The sequence below is a fragment of the Vibrio sp. SALL6 genome (assembly GCF_002002385.1).
Lineage (GTDB): Bacteria > Pseudomonadota > Gammaproteobacteria > Enterobacterales > Vibrionaceae > Vibrio > Vibrio parahaemolyticus.
Map to the genome: position 1 here is coordinate 17,971 of NZ_MQVK01000034.1, position 20,600 is coordinate 38,570.

The 20,600-nt window shown below is 46.4% G+C and carries 13 protein-coding genes and 1 tRNA gene; 8 read left to right on the forward strand and 6 right to left on the reverse strand.

What is annotated here, in order from left to right; all coding sequences use genetic code 11:
• The first annotated feature begins 541 nt into the window (after positions 1 to 541).
• Positions 542 to 625: transfer RNA gene (locus BIW15_RS20410), tRNA-Leu, on the forward strand.
• Positions 626 to 657: 32 nt separating this feature from the next.
• Positions 658 to 1,269: a DUF2913 family protein gene (locus BIW15_RS20415; protein WP_017448027.1), complete on the forward strand. Its 612-nt coding sequence runs from the start codon at positions 658 to 660 to the stop codon at positions 1,267 to 1,269.
• A 118-nt stretch (positions 1,270 to 1,387) separates the two neighbouring features.
• On the opposite strand, the gene BIW15_RS20420 is transcribed toward BIW15_RS20415, so the two are convergent.
• Positions 1,388 to 2,788, reverse strand: a complete 1,401-nt coding sequence (locus tag BIW15_RS20420) for a tryptophanase (RefSeq protein ID WP_005479941.1) — start codon at positions 2,786 to 2,788, stop codon at positions 1,388 to 1,390.
• Between the two features lie 413 nt (positions 2,789 to 3,201).
• Between BIW15_RS20420 and BIW15_RS20425 the strand changes: the two genes are divergently transcribed.
• Entirely contained in the window at positions 3,202 to 3,597 is a 396-nt protein-coding gene (locus tag BIW15_RS20425; RefSeq protein WP_077281547.1) for a cystatin domain-containing protein, read from the forward strand.
• A 66-nt stretch (positions 3,598 to 3,663) separates the two neighbouring features.
• On the opposite strand, the gene lhgO is transcribed toward BIW15_RS20425, so the two are convergent.
• From lhgO to BIW15_RS20440, 3 genes are all read right to left on the reverse strand, one after another.
• The gene (lhgO, locus tag BIW15_RS20430) at positions 3,664 to 4,890 is read right to left on the reverse strand and encodes an L-2-hydroxyglutarate oxidase (protein ID WP_005459316.1); all 1,227 of its coding nucleotides are present in this window, start codon (positions 4,888 to 4,890) and stop codon (positions 3,664 to 3,666) included.
• An 8-nt stretch (positions 4,891 to 4,898) separates the two neighbouring features.
• Entirely contained in the window at positions 4,899 to 7,022 is a 2,124-nt protein-coding gene (locus tag BIW15_RS20435; protein ID WP_077281548.1) for a TRAP transporter permease, read from the reverse strand.
• Positions 7,023 to 7,103: 81 nt separating this feature from the next.
• Positions 7,104 to 8,114 (reverse strand): TAXI family TRAP transporter solute-binding subunit, encoded by a 1,011-nt coding sequence (locus BIW15_RS20440; RefSeq protein ID WP_005459299.1) that lies wholly within the window; start codon positions 8,112 to 8,114, stop codon positions 7,104 to 7,106.
• A gap of 881 nt (positions 8,115 to 8,995) precedes the next feature.
• Here BIW15_RS20440 and brnQ point away from each other — a divergent pair.
• Positions 8,996 to 10,306 (forward strand): branched-chain amino acid transport system II carrier protein, encoded by a 1,311-nt coding sequence (brnQ, locus tag BIW15_RS20445; RefSeq protein ID WP_077281549.1) that lies wholly within the window; start codon positions 8,996 to 8,998, stop codon positions 10,304 to 10,306.
• A 103-nt stretch (positions 10,307 to 10,409) separates the two neighbouring features.
• Positions 10,410 to 11,618: a GGDEF domain-containing protein gene (locus BIW15_RS20450; RefSeq protein WP_021821278.1), complete on the forward strand. Its 1,209-nt coding sequence runs from the start codon at positions 10,410 to 10,412 to the stop codon at positions 11,616 to 11,618.
• A gap of 36 nt (positions 11,619 to 11,654) precedes the next feature.
• Here the strand turns inward: BIW15_RS20450 and BIW15_RS20455 are convergent, their stop codons facing one another.
• Positions 11,655 to 13,010 carry a sigma-54 dependent transcriptional regulator gene (locus BIW15_RS20455; RefSeq protein ID WP_025794499.1) on the reverse strand — a complete coding sequence of 452 codons (1,356 nt, stop codon included), beginning with the start codon at positions 13,008 to 13,010 and terminating at the stop codon, positions 11,655 to 11,657.
• A gap of 268 nt (positions 13,011 to 13,278) precedes the next feature.
• Here BIW15_RS20455 and BIW15_RS20460 point away from each other — a divergent pair, with 268 nt between their 5' ends.
• The 3 genes from BIW15_RS20460 to BIW15_RS20470 all read left to right on the forward strand — a co-directional run bounded on the left by BIW15_RS20460 (position 13,279) and on the right by BIW15_RS20470 (position 18,260).
• A complete protein-coding gene (locus tag BIW15_RS20460; protein ID WP_077281551.1) occupies positions 13,279 to 15,351 on the forward strand; it encodes a sensor histidine kinase in 2,073 nt (690 codons plus the stop codon).
• Positions 15,352 to 15,560: 209 nt separating this feature from the next.
• Positions 15,561 to 16,688, forward strand: coding sequence for a conjugal transfer protein TraF (locus tag BIW15_RS20465; protein ID WP_077281552.1), 1,128 nt, complete (start codon positions 15,561 to 15,563; stop codon positions 16,686 to 16,688).
• 180 nt (positions 16,689 to 16,868) lie between these two features.
• Complete coding sequence (locus tag BIW15_RS20470) at positions 16,869 to 18,260, forward strand: glycoside hydrolase family 1 protein (RefSeq protein WP_077281553.1); 1,392 nt, start codon at positions 16,869 to 16,871, stop codon at positions 18,258 to 18,260.
• 92 nt (positions 18,261 to 18,352) lie between these two features.
• Here BIW15_RS20470 and BIW15_RS20475 read toward each other — a convergent pair whose 3' ends face one another.
• Positions 18,353 to 20,389, reverse strand: coding sequence for a PhoX family phosphatase (locus BIW15_RS20475; RefSeq protein ID WP_077281554.1), 2,037 nt, complete (start codon positions 20,387 to 20,389; stop codon positions 18,353 to 18,355).
• Positions 20,390 to 20,600: the final 211 nt, after the last annotated feature.

Genomic DNA, 20,600 nt, shown 5'->3' on the forward strand with positions numbered 1-20,600 from the left:
AAAAAGAAAAGAGAACCAAAGGAATTGGCAGAAGAAAGGGACAACGTATCGAGTGGTAAAGCACTCGTAGATCCAGAATGTAGACTGAACGGATAGTTCGACATCTTAATTTTTACCTTATACAAGCAATTGAACTTAGCTGGTCCGGTCCGTGGGGTCATTCACTGCTGGTGAGTTTACAACTCGACCTGCTCCTTGTGACGGCTTGTATGGGTAAGGGTCCTGAACAACTAAACCCTAATTCCCGCTTAAACGGGACGCAAGTATAGCCAAGCGAACGAGATATTCATCACATTTATTGACGCAAACGTTCAAGCGTTCAAAATTTATGCAAACCTGCTATTTTGCAGCCATACTGGTAGGGAAAGTAAGGGCATTGGGACGGTTCTTTATGGTAAAAAGATCAAAAACGGCCAATAAATACGCAATCAAACGTGAAACACCAAAAATGAGCAATTTTACTCTCGCCAACAGATGGAGTTTGGTTATACAATTTGGAGTGCTTCTTTTTGAGGCCTCTGTGTATGCAGAGCATCATGATGCCGAGATGGTGAAATTGGTAGACACGCTAGCATGAGGTGCTAGTGCCTTAGGTGTGAGGGTTCGAGTCCCTCTCTCGGCACCATTATCCTTCTTCTTAAATTTCGTTTGAGTGTAATGCAAAGTTCTAAGCAGGCAAGACAATCCGCAGATGCTAACCAACTTCTGAGCGAGCTTGCAGTGCACGCCTTATTGCACCTGCACTTCAAAATCCATGCGTCTTCACGCTCTCTCCCTACAACAGAGCGTAACGATCTGCTGCAAAAATGGCTAAAGCCCAAACTGAAAAGCAATCGCTACAAACTGATTAAAAAGCCGTTAAAGTCTCTGACTCAACAGGCGAAAGGGGAAAATGGCAACCTTGAAGCCTTACTTGAACGCTGCGTTGACGCGAATAAACCAAGTAACCCGCAACCTCACTTAGATAGCTACCTGCTACTCATTAACGAAATTGAGAAAAAACTCGGTACCACGGTACTGCTTTCTCGTCCTGAAGATGTCGACTTATCGCATGACCAGCATGGCTGTTTGCTGTGTGTGTTATCAAATAACTTAAACCAACATTTCGACGACAATAACGCCATGATTGCACCAATTTCGATGCTTTTCCGTGGCCCAATGAGTCAGCGCTCATTGTTCCTTGGCAGTATTTATGCCAGTGGCACATTCAATTATGAAGTGCAATATCAAGACGAACAGTTCGTGCGCATCACGTTAGAGCTAGCGTAATATCCGCTCGGAATGAACTGAACAGACAAAATCAAAAAAGGCCGCGACACTCGCGGCCTTTTGCTCTTTACTAAAGTACCTAGATACCTAATTATCTAAGTGTCAAACCTACTTCAGGTTAATCAATTTCACGGAAGCGAGCCGTAAAGTGACGTAAAACCGGAGGCTCATATTCGAACATCAAACCTTTCAATTCATGAGCTCGGTTCTTCAACTCGATCAACGCATCCGCGATATAGTCCATGTGGTCGTTAGTATAGACTCGACGTGGAATCGTTAAGCGCATTAATTCAAGCTCAGAGGCTTTCTGTTCACCCGTTTCAGGGTCACGTCCGAGCAACAATGAGCCAATCTCAACAGCTCGAATCCCAGCCTCCAGATACAACGCATTGCACAGGGCTTGTGCTGGGAACTGATCGGCTGGAATGTGCGGCAATATTTTCGCCGCATCAACAAACACCGCATGGCCACCAGTTGGATATTGGATTGGAATTCCCCCCTCCCGTAGACGCTCGCCCAAGTATTGTACCTGACTGATTCGATAATGCAGGAAGTCTTCATCCGCGCCCTCATACAAGCCACGGGCTAAAGCCTCCATATCGCGCCCAGCCATGCCGCCATAAGTGACAAAACCTTCCATAGGAACGCAGCGCGTTTGCACCGCTTGGAACAACTCTTGATGATCACGAATACAACACATGCCACCAATGTTCACCATTGGATCTTTCTTGGCAGACATCGTGAGCATATCGCCGTATTGATACATTTCACGAATGATTTCCAAAATCGATTTGTCAGCGTAGCCTTCTTCACGCTGTTTGATGAAATAAGCATTCTCACAATAGCGAGCCGAGTCAATCACCACTGGGATATCGTATTTGGTGGCAATTTCGTACACGCTGCGCATGTTTTCCATCGATACCGGTTGGCCACCCGAGCTGTTACACGTCACTGTCGTGATGATGGCACAGATGTTCTTCGAGCCATGCTCTTCAATCGTTTCTACCAGTTTGTTGAGGTCGAAGTTACCTTTCCAATCGTAAGGCGTCGTGGTATCGAACGCTTCTTCCGTCACAACGTTGATAGCCTTACCGCCGTTGAGCTCAATATGCCCCGCAGTAGTATCAAAGTGATAGTTCGAGATGAACACTGGCGTTTCACCGCCACGTACTTGGCGCATACGTTCAATCAGAGCAGGGAACAATATCTGCTCCGCTCCTCGGCCTTGGTGCGCAGGCACCGTCAGTTTGTAGCCGAAGAAATGCTCCACTGCGCTGCATAAGTTGTAGTAGTTACGACTACCCGCGTAAGACTCATCCCCCAACATAATGCCAGCCCACTGGTTATCGCTCATGGCACCTGTGCCGGAATCGGTAAGCAAATCGATATACACGTCATCACTGCGCAATAAAAATGGGTTGTAACCCGCTTCTTTGAGAGCGATTTCTCGGTCAGCCAACGTGGTCATTTTGATTGGCTCAACCATTTTGATACGGAAAGGTTCTGGAATACGTTTCATTGTTAATTTCCTTGTACGCATGACCCTACGCGCTAAAGCGTAAGAATAGAAAACAAATAGATCAGATGCTTTTCAATGCGAGAGCATTGAGGAAATTAACGAGAAGATATTTTGCTAAGAAGAGACAAGCAGTAGTCTAGGTTGTACCAGAACGACAGCACCAAACGGCTATCGAGAATATCCTTAATTCTCATCGTCTTCGTCCTCCTGATAAAAGAAAAGCCAGAAACCCCATGTCTCTGACTCTTTCAATATAGTGCACTTTTCGGACAAATTTCAGTGAAGCGGCGCTCATTTATGTATCGAAAGGCTCACCACTATTTTGTACGACTTTCCGTTCCAACTTCTTCTCATTATGTAAAGCAACACAGCCGTGCTTATACTCAATCAAGGACAAATAACGGAGTGTCTTTATGAGTGTTAGGAAATATTGGGGAGCCGCAGCCACTCTTGCAATCCTCACGATCACCAACAATGTCTACGCCGTGGACAAGCAAGTTTCACCCGCGATGAAAAAGAAAATGCAGGCAATTTGTTCGGCAGAAAAGAGTCAACCCGTTGGATGGCAAGTTTCTCAAGTTACTCCAGAAGCGCAGCGCTCGTTGAGTATGGTTTTGTACCAGATGAACGCCGAAGATAAATTAAAAAACATCAACGAAGTACGCACTCAAGTGGTAGCGGGTACTCACTATGCGTTTGAGTTCGAGCTTCAAGACGGTGAAGTGTGGAACGCAATGGTCTTACGCAGTGCAAGAGGCGATTACATGATCGAAAGACACGCCAAAAAAGGCGAACTTTGCCCGAAGTAGAATGCCACCAACAAAAACCTGATGAAATGAAAGAGCCAGTGTTCAAAACTGGCTCTTTATGTCTGACTAGACGACTTTAGCTACCACTTTCTCATCGACCTTATCGCAAATGTACTCTCCGATAGGCATGGCAGATGTGGCCGCTGGGGAAGGCGCATTACACACATGAAGGCTTCTTGCGCTCTCTGCAAATAGGAAATCGTGCACTAGAGTGCCGTCCGACAACACCGCTTGCGCGCGAATCCCTGCAGGGTAAGGTTGAAGATCCTCAACACGAATACTCGGACAATATTTATTGACCAGTTTCAAATACCCAGGCTTCCACCACGAGTTTTTAAACTCTTCCAAGCCCGTTTTTAAGTGCTTTTGTGTGACTTTCCAAAAGCCAGAAAAACTCAGCATTTGCAGTGTATCTTGCAGGTTAAAGTTCACTTTTCCATACCCTTCTCGCTTCCAACCCTGAACGGCATTTGGACCAACCGTCACAGAACCATCAATCATACGAGTCAAATGCACCCCCAAAAATGGCAAATCTGGATCTGGAATTGGGTAGATTAAGTGATTCACCACTTGGTTATGCTTACTGTCTAATCGGTAGTATTCACCGCGATAAGGCACGATTTGAAAATCGGTCGGAATGCCCATCATTTTTGTCATCCGATCGGCCATCAATCCACTGCAAGTGACTAGAAACTTGCAGTTCAGCTGCATAGATTGTCCATCGGAAACGCAAGTCAGTTGTACTTCTTCATCTTTCTCATCGGCGGCAACCACCTTGGTTCTCAAGCTAATATGACCACCTAAACTTTGGAACTCCTGTGCCATATGCTCTGTTACCAAGCGGTAATCAACAATACTGGTGGTTTTCACGTAAATCGCGCCCAACCCTGTGATATTCGGCTCCGCCAACTTGAGCTGCGCTTCATCAAGCAATTCCACATCAATCCCGTTGACGTGGCAGCGTTCATAAAGGGCGTTCATTCGTTCGACTTCTTGCTCGTTAGTTGCAACCAACAACTTGCCGCAGTTTTCGACCGGAATATTGTGCTGAGAGCAAAACGAGAGCGTTTTTTCTACGCCGCGTTTACAAAAGTCGGCTTTTAAACTGCCCGGCGCATAATACACACCCGCGTGGATAACGCCGCTGTTATGCCCGGTTTGATGCTTAGCAAAACCAGACTCTTTCTCAACCAATAAAATAGAACACTCTGGATGGCGTTGTTGGAGCTGCCAAGCCGTGGACACGCCAACGATACCACCACCCACAACAATGTAGTCATAGACTGATTTCATACGACCTCTTATAAAACCGAAAGTTGAGACTGTTGCAATTTGAACTTGCGCCCACTGTAAACAAACACGGCAACGAATACCGCGCAGCACACCACACGAATTAAGATTGGAATATCGTGCCAAACCAAAAGCACACCGATAGTAAGCAGAACCAGCCTCATCAATATATTCAATGGTCCTTCTAAGTAACCTTCAATGGCTCCAATGAGCGCGTAAGTACCCGCTATCGCAAAGAAGCCGACCGTAATTACTGATGTCACATCCCAACTGACCAATCCGGTATAAGCAATTAACAATGGAACCAAGTACAGCCCCTTCGCAATTTTCCAAGCCATTAAGCCTGTTCGCATTGGTGGCGTTTTCGCAATGGTCGCCGCTGCGAATGCGGTTAAACACACTGGTGGCGTAACGTTACTGTCTTGCGAAAGCCAGAAAATGATCAAATGCGCAGCCAACAATGCCAAGCCAACCGCCTCTAAACCCAGACTTTGCTCTAGTAGCGTTTCAACAAAATCAGCAGGAACCAGCGACAGCATTTCTTTCGCCGTTTCCAGCGCCATTGGCGCATTGAGAAGTTCGAGCTTATCTGGTGCCGCTAGCATGAAGATCGCTTTCGCTTGCTCAGGCAACTGCCCTGAAACCATCAACTCTAAAAGTTGGTTCTCGGCAATCAACTTATACAAGGCAGGGGCAGACAAAGTGCCCAGAACAATATACGCCGCTGTCACAGGTAAGCCCATACCTAAAACCAACGATGCCAAAGCAATCAACACGAGCATGATGAACAAATCACCATTCGCCCAACCATTGATCATCAAAGAGAAAGTATTGCCGATGCCTGTGGTACTGATTACGTTGATCACTAAACCAATACCCACCAGCAAGACGGCGGTGGTTGCCATGTTCTTCGCGCCTTGAGACATAGCCTCGATGATCGCTTTTGGTCCCATTTTGTGATCTTTCGAAAACCACGAAGAGACAACAACAGAAATGATGGAAAGGCCTGCCGCATAAGTGGGTGTAAAACCTTTCACGAGCAACGTCACCAGAACCACCAAAGGAATGAGGTTGTGCCAACCACTCACCAGAACTTTGATAAGCGATTCGTCACTGGTTGTAATTTTCTGCACGCCGCTACGCTTCGCTTCGATACGCACAAAAAACGCGACCGACAAGAAATAAATCAACGCAGGTACAAACGATACAGCAATGATATCCACGTAAGGAATTTGAGTATAAGACGCCATAATGAACGCGCCCGCGCCCATCACCGGAGGCATCAACTGACCACCAGTAGAAGCCGCAGCCTCAACCCCTGCAGCAAAGCGCGAAGGGAAACCTGCTTTTTGCATCAACGGAATACTGATCACCCCTGTCGACACGGTATTCGCCACGCTAGATCCCGACACAGAGCCCATTAAACCCGAGCCAAGCACGGCAATGAAACCCGGCCCTCCGATGATTTTTCCTGCGGCTGCACGAGCGACATTGATGATGTAATCCCCAACGCCAGAGCGTACTAAAAACGCACCAAAGAGGATGAACATAAAAACGAATGTCCAACTGATGCGAGAAATAGAACCGAACATGCCTTCAGAAGAGTAGAAACTGCGATAAAGCAGCGTTTCCATGCTCAACCCCGGAAAATGAAAAATACCCGTCGCCCATTTTCCCCACAAAACAACGTAGCTCAAACAGATTACAATCAGCACAGGAATAAACCACCCCATGGTGCGGCGAATCAGTTCGATGACGATCAATATCGCCATAATGGCAAAGACCCAATCGCTAGTGACAAACTTAACACCACGTTCATACAACGCATCTTCGGCATAAGGAATGTAAAGCAAACAGGCGATAGCCCCTGCTGCGATGAGCACATCGACCGCTAGAGCCATTTTGCTCTGCTTCAAAGAGATATGAGCCGGATACCAAAGTGCACAAATTACCGCAAAGCCAGCAAAGTGCGTCGCGGATATCCAGAGTTCCGGTAACGTCGATAAGGTGTTAAACCAAATATGCAATGCAGAAAGTACCACGCCGAACACCGTGATGGTGGTGGTTACCCACGGGAAATCAGTGCGCGTGGGCAGCTCAAATTTCTGCAATTCCTTTTCCATAGAGTCGCTCATATCCTACTCCAAGCTCTAACGGCTTTTTCAATGTTCAAAACAAAATAAAGGCCCCGAGATGCACTCGGGGCGAAGTTGGCGTTATTGCGCCATCAGTTCAGATGGGATTTCGATTCCCATTTCTTTGTAGTAACGAATCGCACCCGGATGCAGCGGTAAAGGAAGTCCCGAAATCGCTTTTTCGATCGCCATCGCTTTGGTTGCTTTGTGGATGCCTTGTAGGAACGGAAGGTTCTCGTAAATGGCTTTGGTCAGTTGGTAAACGTCCTCTTCCGAGATATCGTCTCGAACCGCAAGGAAGTTGGGCTGAGCAATCGTCGTGATTGGTTTATCTAAACCTGGGTAAGTGTTGGCAGGAATGTCGTACTTGGTCCACAACTTGTAGTTACCGTTGGCTTGCTTGATTTGCTCGTCAGTGAACGAAAGAATCGAGATATCTTTGCCTAGCGCCGCAAATGCTTGCGTCACCGCCCCAACAGGAACACCAGCTGGCGTATTCATACCATCGATGGTGCCATTTTGTAGCGCACTTGCACTGCCGCCATACCCCATAAAGGCAAGGTTGAACTTATCTGGGTCAACACTCAGGCCTTTCATGATCTGACGGCCTGAGTTCTCAGTACCGGAGTTCTTTTTACCGATAGAGAACTTTTTCCCTTCGAGGTTTTTCAGATCACTAACCGTACCGGTTTTTGCTAAGTCGCTACGAACAATGAAGTGTTCAACGTTTTGCCATAGCATTGAGACTGAACGCAGCTTTTCTTGGCGACCGCTTTTCTCGTAAGGACCTTCCCCCGACCAAGCCCACGCACCGTACAAACCTTGCAAAATCGCAAATTGTGCTTCGTTTTCATTCAGTAGTTTGACGTTTTCACCAGAGCCAGCAGAGCTGATAGCAGAAAGGGAGAAGTGGTGCTTTGGTGCGAGTTTCACTTTACTTAATGTCGCCAAAGCTACCCCAACTGGGTAGTAAGTGCCACCAGTAGAAGCGGTTGCAAGGATGTAGCTGCGCTCTTCCGCTGCTGCATTTGTCGCGATACCAAAAGATGTCACAGCAATAGCCAGTGCTTTTACGAGCTTATTCATTTTCATTATTACTCTCCGTGTAGTCGTTTCACGATTATGGATTTACATCATGTTAAATCTTTATTAACAACAAAACGCTAAGAGCAACTTAAATGCCAATTTTCAACTCATTGTTTTTATTTAATAAATATAATCTCCCAGCCCAAAATGAGCAAAAACTCGCTCATTTGCCCGTAGACCAATAAGCAAGATATTGCCGACAATAGAATGAGACTAAGCGGTACAACCTCGCAAAACGTTAATGAATTGTGATCGATACAAAAGATTTGCCCTTTTTAGCCATGAGCAAGTTTTTGCCGATAACAAACAAGCCTTCAACTCTGTCGCGGAGTGTCCCAACGCAACATCTCTTAGCGAAATAGGTCTAAAAACGTATCTAGTTCATATCAAGTCGAGCACCACCATAAATTAGCGTTCACTTATTGAGCAATACAGCTTAGATAAAAACTCCAAATGATGAACGAAATTCCAACAAACACGGGCATGTTAACGGACTGAAAAGTTATTTATTCCATTTTAAGATTCAAATTCCAGTTTAAACCACTAACTTAAAGATAAAGATTAACCATATCGACTTATTTTCTCCTTTGGGGTTGTGCCGATCCCCTTAAGTTCGTTAGGGTAAATGAACACCAAGGCAAACGTATTCCTTGGTATTTTTTCGTCATTAAGGATCTCTCATGTCAGCAACTGCGCAATCACAATTCGCATTAAAACGCCCGTCCGGCGTTGCTGCAGCGATCCTCCTGCTCTCTCTGGAACTGATTCAGAGCTGACAGGCTACATCTAAAATTTCTGTCAGCTTGAGAAGAAGCTGACGGGAACAACCACATACTCTCTCCCATTCCTTCAGTTTCTTCCAAGCGAAACGTGTAAGAGGAATAACAATGTTAAGCGCACGCAATATCGCCGCCTTAGGCTTTATGACTTTCGCCATGTATTTGGGCGCCGGTAACCTTATCTTCCCTCCATTTTTGGGTTACCAAGCAGGTGAAAACTTTTTGAGTGGAATGTCTGGATTCCTTTTAACTGGCGTGGGTCTACCTGCTTTAGCACTGGTAATGGTGGCGATAGTTAATGGCTCAGACAAGCTAACCGCTGCGCTACCAAAACCGCTAGCAACCAGTTTTTGGGTGATGGTCTTCATCGTCATCGGGCCAGCATTTGTGATTCCGCGAGCCATTACCGTCGCCTATCAATTTAGCTTCGCCCCAATCTTTGGTGAGGCGGCATTAGTGCCGTTTACGATTGCCTTTTGTGTAGCAACCATTTGGTTTGCGCTTTACCCAGGAAAGTTGGTTGATAACTTAGGCAAAATCCTAACACCGGCGTTAATGGCGATTTTGATCATCATGTCTGTCACTGCCTTGATTTACCCAGCAGGTGAGTTGACACAAGCCAGTGGCCCATACGTGAGTGGTGCGTTTGCAGAAGGTTTGACGCAAGGGTACATGACGATGGATGCGTTAGGCTCAATTGGCTTTGGTTGGATCATTTTCCGTGCCATTCGCAGCATGGGAGTGGACTGCCCGAAAGCAACGGCGAAATACACTCTAATTGCAGCCTTAATGTACGCTGTCGCGATGGCGTTTGTTTACATTTCGTTGTCTTACATCGGTTCCACTAGCTCTTACTTAGGTTCAGAATTTAGCAATGGTGGCGATATTTTAACGGCGTTCACCTTCAACCACTTTGGTGCGTTTGGCTCGGTGTTGTTGGGTGCAGTCATGGTATTGGCCTGTTTAACCACAGCGATTGGCGTAACAACCGCAGGCAGCGAGTTCTATGACAACACCTTTAGCGAAGTGAACTACAAAAGCTGTGTCGTCATCACCATGGTACTGTCAGGCTTTATCGCCAACATCGGTTTAGAGCAGCTATTGGCAATCACTTTACCTGCGGTTGTGGCACTTCATCCTGTGGCGATTGCTTTGATGATGATGGCACCCGTTCGCAACAAAATGTCTCAGTTCATGTTGGTGCTTACCGCGTTCACCGCACTAGCATTTGGTTGTGTCGATGCTCTGCACATTTTGGGCTACATGCCAGAATCCGTAGACCAATGGATGAGCCACAACATGCCTTTGTACAATGAGTTCGCGAGCTGGATTGTACCTAGTGTCATCATGGCAATGATCGGACTTTTGTTCACTAAAAAAGCAGAAGAAATCAAAGAATTCGAGCTGGTCAACGAATAGCCGCTTAACTTAAGACATCATTCTATAATTACGCTAACATACTGGACGTTTATTGATGACGGGCAAAGGAGTTGCCCGAATAATGGTTCGCTGTGGAGCACATATGGAGAGTCACTATTTAGATATAAGAACCCTCAACTTTATTATCATTTTGTTTTCTTGTATCTATGCTATTAGCCTGCTTTGCTATCAATATACTCAGAGCAAAATTAAAGGATTAAAAACGTTCGCCATTTCTCTGCTGTTTATTGGCTTAGGCCCTTTTTTATTGGGATTTCGTGACTCAGCCCCAGATTGGCTGACGATCATTCTTTCCAATACCATCATTATCATCGGCTTTTTGCTCACGTTATATGGCGTCAGCATTTTTCGTAAATTCCCCCTCAAGTGCGCTCATGTACTCACGTTTCTGGTACCGGTATTCAGTGGCCTTTTTTATTACTTCACCTTTTATTCGCCATCTATTCGTATCCGAATCATTTTTCTTAGTATCTACTTGAGCTTAGTCACCTTCTGCAGTGGTGTTGCGATGATCAAGGGAAAAAGAGACGATCTAAAACTGCCCGTTCAAGTGATGGCGTACGCCTTCTTTGGGTTTAGTGCTTTTATGGCGGGCAGAACCGTTTGGAGCATTTGGGCACCAGAAGTCACCAGTTTTATGAATGCAGGTATCATCCACCAGCTGACGTTTCTATTTAGTATCTGCCTCATTGTTGCTTTGAGCTTCAGTATGTTGTGGTTGATCAACGCAAGATTGGTGAAATCCATCAACGATCTTTCTCATTTGGATGCATTAACTGGGTTATACAATCGACGTGCAATGGAAGTCATTGTGCCTAACCTTGTGAATCAAGCACGCGAAAAAAATACGCCTATCAGCATCGTTATGACTGACGTGGACGATTTTAAAACCATTAATGACCAATACGGGCACACCACTGGCGACTCAGTCATGGCAACCATCGCCACTATTTTTAAACAAACGTTACCAGAGTCAGCATGTACCGTTCGCTTTGGTGGTGACGAGTTTATGATTGTGTTGCTTGCCAATGCCGAAAACGCGAAAGCCTATTCCGAGTTAGTACGTCGCAGCATTGAACGTGAAACGTCGCTGCTTGCTTTTAAAAACCAAGTCACGATGAGCTTCGGCATCAGCGAGTTAATGCCCAATGACCGCTTGCAAGACGCACTCACCCGAGCCGACGAAGCACTGTATTGTTCGAAGCACACCGGGCGAAATCAAGTCACGACATTCCAAGATGAAAGCGAGGTGGGTGGTAAGTTCATCCAAACACCGACCAAAAGCGCATAACGGAAAGGTAAAACGACATCGCTCCTATTATTCCATTCACGAATCGGTGTAATCGGAGCGATTCAGACCAAATTTTTGCATTTTCTGATTTAGGGTGCGGCGTGGTAAATCGAGCTCTTGCATCACTTCATTAATCCGTCCTTGGTGCCTCACTAATGAATCATGCAACACTTTGCGCTCAAAGTTGTGCAACTGAATCATCAGTGGCACACCCGCTTGAGTCTCTTCCGTGGTTGACGACGGGCGGCTAGAAAGAATTTCCATCACAGAAACCGTATCATCCAGCGCGAAACGCATTGCGACGTTACGTAATTCGCGCACATTTCCTGGCCAAGCGTAAGAAAGCACGGCATTTCTGTCGGCATCACTCAACGGTCGACTGTCTGGATTTGTTTGCAACGCAAAGTGCTCAAACAGAATCAACGCGTCTTCTTCTCGCTCCCTAAGCGGCGGTAAGTAGATCTGTGCAACATTAAGTCGGTAATACAAATCTTCGCGGAACTCTTCATGATCGTTGAGATCTTCTTTCGCGGCAGCGATCACTCGCAAATCCACATTGATCTGCTGGTTACCACCAACTCGCTCGACAGTATGTTCTTGCAATGAGCGCAGCACTTTCACTTGCATTGAAAGCGGCATACTCTCAATTTCATCGAAAAACAATGTGCCTTTATCGGCGTATTCGAGTTTGCCAATCCGTCGTTTACTTGCTCCGGTAAAAGCGCCGGGCTCGTGACCAAACAGCTCACTTTCGAACAGATTTTCGGGAATCGCGCCACAGTTTATCGGTACGAAACGATGTAATTTTCGTTGGCTTTCTTTATGCAAGCTGGTAGCCACCAGCTCTTTACCACAGCCAGTTTCACCATAAATAATGACGTTGGTATCAATACGCGCTAGCTTTGCAACTTGTTCACGCAATTGCTGCATGACTCGGCTTCGACCAATCAGTACTTCCTCGAGCCCACTTACGCTCGCGAGATATTCTTGACGATCTTGCGTTGACGTCTGCGCTCGATAAGTCTCGACCGCTTCAGTCACACGTTGCGAGAGTCGCTCTGGCTGAAATGGTTTCTCAATAAAATCAAATGCGCCCTTTTGCAACGCACTCACCGCCATATCCACATCCCCATGTCCGGTGATCAGGATAACGGGCGTTTGGATATGATGGTCAATAAGGCTTTCTAAAATCGAGAGGCCATCGCTATCAGGCAAGCGAACATCACTGACAACAGCATCAAACTCTTGACTTAGTATCGCCGCCTTTCCAGCGTCACCGGTACTGAATGCCTCAACGTTAAATCCGGCCAGTTGCAGCCATTGGCTGGTTGCCTGACGAACAATGTCATCATCTTCAATAAGTGCGATGTTGGGGGTGCTTTCAAAAGCCATGAATTACTGCCTGTTTAAAACGTCTTTCGTAACGGTAGCAAAAACCACGAGGGAGAAAAGGAGCTAGATCTCACTTCTTAATTACAACTCTTTAACATCCAATCAGTTAGGCGCACTCTGTCTCAATCTGGATAAGTAATCACTGTGAACCGCACAGGAAAAATCTAAATCGGCAAACCTGCATGTGGATTGGGTCATCAATCAGGACGAAGCAGAACTGAAAATCAATAACTTATCTTAAGAAAACGAGTACTTGGATGGAGTCGGTATGACGCTCAGCGGAAAAGGGAAAACGTGGTTGCTTGTGATTTTTGCAAGCGCGATGGTGCTATTTTCTTACAGTGCTAGTCGTGAAATCGCCCACCAATTGCTCAGCGCACAAACGCAAACCGAAGCGCAACAAAAACTACTGGATTACATCGGCGAAGTCCGCCGAGCACTGAAACGCTTTTATCACCTGCCTTATTTGGTCACCAACAACCCCGAAACTATTGCGTTTGTGAAAGGCAATTTGACTTACTATGAACCACTGCAAGCCCAGTTAACCCAACTCGACAAAGCAGCGAATACCGAAGGTTGGTTGATCCTCTCCACCTCTGGTGAAGTGTTGGTTTCCAGCCTCATCGATGAACGATTTAGCCGTTCAGATCGACGTGCCATTGTTGAACAAATTCATCGCCAAGGTGAAGGCGTCTCTCTGGTAAATAAAACCAAAGGCTCGAGCCCTCTGTATTATTTATCGGCACCGATTTTTGATGGCCTAAACATCGCGGGTATTGTCGTCGTACAAATTAACTTGAGCCTTCTGACGGAACAAACCATCACCAGCCAAGACATTATTACACTGCAAAACCGCCATCAGCGTTTCTTCCTGTCGAGCAGCACCACTTACAACGCAGACTGGTTCAATGAGCCAAACCATGCAGTAAATGAGGAAACACAAAAGCTCTACGACAACACCGTGATCCATTTTTGGACGCTGGATCAACAACGCTATTTTGCCCATACCGTTAAATTAGATGACCTCAATTGGTATGTCAGTTATCTCATCCCGACCAAGCCAGTTCAACAAGCCATTAATGTCATTGGTTGGAGTGTCGCTGCGTTGCTGTTATTGATCATTTTGTTGGTCATTATCGGTTTGCAACGGCACCAGAAAAACCAGAACCAGCAGCGTATTCAGGCTCTACTGGAGGAATCCCAAAGGCGACTTAAGCAGATGATCAACAAAACTCACGTTGGGTTGCTGTTGATCAATGAGCAAGGACAGCTATTCGATCTCAATCCAATGGCTAAGCGGCTGTTTTGTTTGCCAGAAAACGTCAATCGTCAAACTTTTGCTTGGGAGTTGTTTGATGCAGGTAATCCCAACTCAACCACGCTCACACTGCTCAGAGATCTACCAAAACATAAGGAGCTGGCAGAAATCAGTGCCGTTGAAACGATGGCAAGGCGAAGTGATGGGAGCGTTTTCCCGGTGCTGTTCTCATTAACGACCTTTCCTTGGCACGGAGAGCTGTATTTTCTTGCCACCCTCATCGATATCAGTAAACGCAAAAAGGCTGAACAATCGCTACAACTCGTCAACCAAGAGCTAGCGCAGCGGGTAGAAGAGCGCACGCAAGCGCTACGTCAAGCTCAGGAGCAATTGATTGAATCGAGCAAAATGGCGGCGTTGGGCCGCATGTCGAGCGCGATTACCCACGAGTTGAATCAACCTCTTACCGGATTGCGCACCCTTCTCACCACCAACGAGTTATTGGCAGAACGCGGCGAAACCGCCATGATGAAGGCCAATAATGTGCTCGTGCAAAAGCTGATTGACCGCATGGCAAGCATGACGAGCCAGCTCAAAACGTTCGCGTACAACAAACCTGAAAAGCTACAAGCACTAGCGTTAACCAGCGCGTTGGAAGAGACGCTGCGTGTCTATCAATCTCAGCTGGCGAATGTGGATGTTCGCGTTCGAATACCTAGCGATCTGTCGCAAATTCAGGGGGAAGAACAACGCTTACAACAAGTGCTTGGCAACCTGATATCCAATGCGCTTGATGCAATGCAATCTAGGGACAATCCCCAACTTTCAATCGTTGTAACACCAACTAACAACCACGTTGAAGTGGTGGTCAGTGACAACGGTTGTGGCGTGGCACTAGAACAACTCGACACCATTTTCGAGCCATTTCAAACCAGCAAAAAAATCGGCGAGGGCTTGGGTTTAGGACTGTCAATCACCGCGAACAACATGCGAGACATGAATGGGCAAGTCACAGCACAACGCAATCCAGGTTCCGGTATGTCGTTCATCTTGCGATTTCAGCTCGCCAATACGATTGATTGAGCCACATAAAAAACTATTTGCATTTATCTTTATTAGTGCAGACCAATAACTCGCCCTCAGCTTTATAAAGCAGATTGCTTAACCTACGCTTAACATGATGAATAACCACCCTGCCATTCATCAATGGAATTGTTGGTTGTCAACATCCGCTTTGGCATCCAACCGTTAACTTATTACAAGTATTTACTTCAAGTAAGAATGGACGCGTTATGAGAAAAACAACTTTAGCAGTGACAAGTGCCCTTACTTTGTTGTCACTTCCTGCCTTTGCTGCGCCTTATGCAGCCGATGCTCGCAGTCACGGTATGGGAAATACTGGAGTGGTATCGGCAGATTATTTAACTGCTCCACTTCACAACCCTGCGCTTGGTGCACTTTATCGAGAAAATGATGATATTGGTCTACTGATCCCCGCCTTTGGCGTCAATATTCACGATGAAGATGACGCTCTTTCGACCGTCGATGATGTACAAGATTTGTATGACAGCATTCAGGGGCTACCCACTCCCACAGACGAAGCTGCAATGAATCGACTGTTAGATCAGCTAGATAGCAGTATGCCGATCGTTATCAACGGTGGATTAACCTTTGCCATCGCGATACCAACACGTTTTATGTCAATGAACCTTTTTAGCGCTGGCTATGTGGAGATTCTTGCAGCACCTGATATTTCTGACGCCACCAACACCGCTGAGCGATACCTAAACTCGGCAGTTAATTTGGCGGCATTTGGCAGCGCAGAATATGGCGTCTCTCTATCAAGAACCTATACTCTTGGCGGACAAACCGTCGCCTTTGGCCTCACACCTAAATATCAACAACTCAAAACTTACACCCAACGTACAACGCTTGATGACTTTGATATTGAAGATTACGACAAAAGCGAAGTCTCAAAAAACGCCTTCAATATGGATGTTGGCATCGCTTGGTATCACGAAGCCTTTCGTGCAGGTTTGTCCGTTAAGGATGTCTTCAAGCAAGACATTAAAACCAAACTCGGTAGTTATACCTACGAACTCACTCCTCAAGCAACCGTTGGGATTGGCTACGTGAGTAACTACGTAGCACTGAGCTTAGACGCCGATCTAACCACGCAAAAGCGCTTTAAAGAACTTGATGATGACACTCAATTTGTGCGCATCGGTATCGAAGGCGACGCATGGGGATGGGCACAACTTCGCGCAGGCTATGAAATAGATCTGGAGAATAACCTAGATAACTCCGTCACTGGTGGTATTGGGATCAGCCCATTTGATGTTGTTAGCCTTGACCTAGCAGGTTCTTACGCAGGCGATAATCAATTCGGAGCAGCGGCGAACTTAGCCTTCACTTTCTGATTCACCACCTGAATAGTTACGCCAACCAGATTAGCTTCGGTTGGCGTCTTTTCTAAAACCGAACCAATCGCCCTTCAGAAAGTCGATCTGGCTACAAGAATCGTGATGTGACCTGCACTATTCTCAAGCAAAGAAAAATCCAAGTAACTGCAATTTTCTAATGATAAAAGAGTGAGAAACATGATTAAGTTTCCAGATAATTTCCTTTGGGGTGGTGCCATTGCTGCAAACCAAGTAGAGGGGGCATACAACCTTGGGGGTAAAGGTTTATCAACATCAGATATGTTGCCAAACGGCATTCTGAGCCCGCATCAAACGCGTGAAGAACGAACGCCCGGTATCAAAGATCTTGCGATCGATTTCTACAATCGCTATCCAGAAGATATTGCTCTATTTAAAGAGATGGGATTCACCTGCCTGCGCTTGTCCATCGCTTGGAGTCGTATTTTTCCTAATGGCGATGAACTGGAGCCAAACGAAGAAGGACTGGCGTTTTACGACAACATTTTTGATGAGCTAGCCAAACACGACATGCAACCATTTGTGACGCTTTCTCATTACGAGATGCCTTACGCCTTGGTTGAGAATTATGGTGGTTGGGGCGATCGTCGAGTGATCGAGTTTTTCGAGCGTTACGCTAAAACCGTGTTAGAACGCTACAAAGATAAGGTCAAACTGTGGCTTACCTTCAACGAAATCAACATGTCTCTGCATGCACCATTTACTGGGGTTGGTTTGCCAGAAGACGCAACAGAGCAAGAGATTTACCAAGCGATTCACCGTCAATTGGTGGCGAATGCTAAAGCAGTGAAGCTGTGCCAGAAAATTGTACCGAATGGCAAAATCGGCAACATGTTACTGGGTGCCATGAACTACCCATACACTTGTAACCCTGATGATGTGTTAGCCGCCATGCATGAAAACAACAAGTGGTTGTTCTTCGGTGATGTGCAAACTCGTGGTCAGTATCCTGGTTATATGAAGCGCTATTTCCATGAAAATGGCATCGAGATCCAGATGGAAGACGGCGATTTAGAAGACATCGCCTCGGCCAGTGTCGACTTTATCTCCTTTAGCTACTACGCCAGTGGCTGTGCGAGCGCGGATCCGAAACAGAAGGAAGTCGGCAATATTGTTGAGAGCGTGCCAAATCCATATTTGGAAAAGAGCCAATGGGGCTGGTTGATCGATCCCAAAGGTCTGCGTATTTTGTTGAACTTCTTGCACGATCGCTACCAAAAGCCGCTCTTTATCGTGGAAAATGGTTTGGGAGAGAGAGATGAATTTGACGAAAATGGCGAAATTCAAGATGACTACCGCATTGCCTACCTCAACGATCACCTAGTGCAAGCGCACGAAGCCATTCTTGATGGCGTGGAATTAATGGGTTTCACCAGTTGGGGGCCGATTGATTTAGTAGCCAACTCAACGGCAGAAATGAGCAAGCGTTACGGATATATCTACGTTGATCGTCACGATGATGGACAAGGCACTTTAGAACGTAAACGCAAAAAGAGCTTCTACTGGTATCAGGATGTGATTCGTACCGCAGGTGGTTCGTTAAAACGCTAACGCACATATGTGAATGACAGCGAAACACAAGCCTAAACATCAAGCCCTGCAATTGCAGGGCTTGAGTTTTAAGGTCTTAATACACGATGAGATTAAACCGCTATTTCGCCACCATCTTCACGACGAATCACAACGGTTGCAGCACGAGGACGAACTGTAGTTCCAGCCGGAGTTTCTTGCGCGGCATCATCACTGTATGGCCAGTTACCAGGGTGTTGAATGTTTACAAATAGCGATTTGTAATCTGGGCTAATGGTAAAGCCTGTCACTTCACAACCGTTTGGACCAACAAAGAAGCGTTTCAGCTCTGCTTGGTTGTCTGCACCGATCACTGCTTGATCGCCATTTTCATTCGTGAGTTTAGATGGTACAACCGCCAGCATTTGGTCGTTGGTGTAAGACGTGACTTCATCTGCGCCGTTATCAGTTTGAATCCAAAGAATACCGCGACCATCAAATGCCAAGCCATCTGGACTTGCAAACTGGTTAAACTCATTCAAGCCAGAACGGTTTGTGTCTGCATCACCATTTGCAGGCGAACCAAAGACAAAGATATCCCAAGTAAAGTCTGTCGCAGAAGTGCCTTCATCCCAACGAATAACGTGACCAAACTTGTTGTTTAAGCGCGGATTTGCTGGATTCGTTTCGTCTGTGCGGCGCGTGTTATTGGTTAGCGTGAGATAGACAGAGCCTGTGAACGGGTCAACCGAACACCATTCAGGACGATCCATTGGCGTTGCGCCAACAAGGTCAGCCGCGCCAGCCGTATTAATGATAACTTCCGCTAACGAGTTAAAATGATCAGCAAGCGTACCACCAGATGTCGTCACACTATCAAGCGTTAGCGGCAACCAAGTACCTGTGCTGTCTTCATTGAAACGCGCAACGTAAAGTGTGCCTTCGTCCATGTACTTGTCGCCCGTCGCCAAGCGATTCGCAGGATTTGCATCAGCAGGATCCCAAGTCGCTGTAGATTCGAACTTATAAAGGTATTCAAAACGAGAATCATGACCTGAGTAAAATACTACGGGTTTGCCTGCTTCTAGCTTACCGAAAGCACAACCTTCGTGGCGGAAGCGACCAAGCGCGGTACGTTTTTTCGCACGAGAGTTTTGGGTATATGGGTCAATTTCTACAATGTAGCCATGGCCGTTCGCTTCGTTACGGTAATCGTCCGCAGAGCTGGTGCCTGTTGGTGCAACATTAAAACGCGTGAACTCATCTAAACGCTCTTCTGCGTTACCTGCCAATGTTTCCCACAAGTAGCGCGTGCTCTTATCATCCACACCAATACGATCTTGTTCTTCTGTGCGAGTCCCCGTATTAACGAAGTAACCGGGCCAGTTCTCTTCACACGTGAGGTAAGTGCCCCACGGCGTATAGCCGTTGCCACAGTTGTTTAACGTACCACGAGCTTGGCTGCCATCAGGCGAAAAACGCGTCACAGTAAGCGCCGTGTGAGCGACTGGGCCAGATAAATCCATCACTGTCGCACCAGTGTATCGGCGGTTAAGCGGATCGGTATCCACCAATTTCCACATATTGTCTTCTAGCTGAATACGAACAACGGAAACGCCGTGAGCGTTAATCTCTTTGCGAACTTCATCAACTATTGTGCGAACGCCATTCGCAACTGTTGGACCGTTTGGATGCAGTGCTGATGTATCAATGTATTCATGGTTGATGCAAAGAAGGCCGTCGGTCGTACTGTCATTTAATGGGAAAAAGTGCATGCCATCATGGTGCATGCCCAACGCGTTAAGTTGGTCTGAGCTGGTATTGCTGCCATCATTTTTCCACGCGCTGCCTTGAGCATTCAGCGGTGTACCCCAAGGTACTAGTACCTGAGCGGTATAACCCTGTGGAATAGAAACGGCATCAGTCAACGAGCCAGGAATTGAGTCAAAGTTAAGTACCGCTTTCGAAACGCCAGAACCGTTACTTGCCGACGTGCCAGAGCTCGAAGAATTACAGCCCGCCAATCCAAAAGCACCAAACGCAGTCATTGCGCTGATACCAAGGCCACCTTTTAAGATGCTACGACGAGATAGACTCGCTTCTAGTACTTCTTCAAAAGGCTTGTTATCGCTTTGGTTATAACGCGTTGCGTCGAAGGTTTCCTTGCTCATTTTTACTTTCCCGATCTTATAGTTAGTGAATAAATTGTTGAACGGCAAGAAGTTTGGAGAAGAAAAATGACAGAAATGCTCAATCTATATGAAACTTGTATTTCAATGATGTGATCACTCAATAAACGAGACACGGCAACTCCGTATCCCTATCGACTCTTCATATATTCCTCCTCTCTCACTTCCCACAGCGAGCAATGCAACACTCCAG